Source organism: Paracoccus sp. S4493, from assembly GCF_000967735.1.
GTDB lineage: Bacteria > Pseudomonadota > Alphaproteobacteria > Rhodobacterales > Rhodobacteraceae > Paracoccus > Paracoccus marcusii.
The window spans coordinates 1-213 of sequence record NZ_JXYF01000572.1 but is presented as its reverse complement, the minus strand read 5'-3'; the positions used below and the strand labels follow the sequence as shown (position 1 = coordinate 213).

Here is a 213-nt window from a genome sequence, read left to right as displayed (position 1 = left end):
CCAGCCGCATCAGCGCCCGGTCCAACCCGGCGCGCTTGCCTTGGGTGAACTGGCGCAGCATCGCCGCGGGCATGGGCCGCGAGGCCAGCTGCTGCCGTCGCGCCCGCGCCAGCTGCCGCAGCGCGGGCTCTAGCCGCCCGCCCCACAGGTCCAGCCGCTGCCGCGCGCCTTCCGTCAGCGCCGCAGGACGACCCAGCGCGCGGGCCAGATCGC

1 pseudogene is annotated in these 213 nt (G+C 77.9%); it reads right to left on the bottom strand.

Going from position 1 to position 213, the window contains the following annotated elements:
- Positions 1 to 213, bottom strand: a pseudogene (locus tag TW83_RS21725) (exodeoxyribonuclease VII large subunit); the annotation flags it as partial.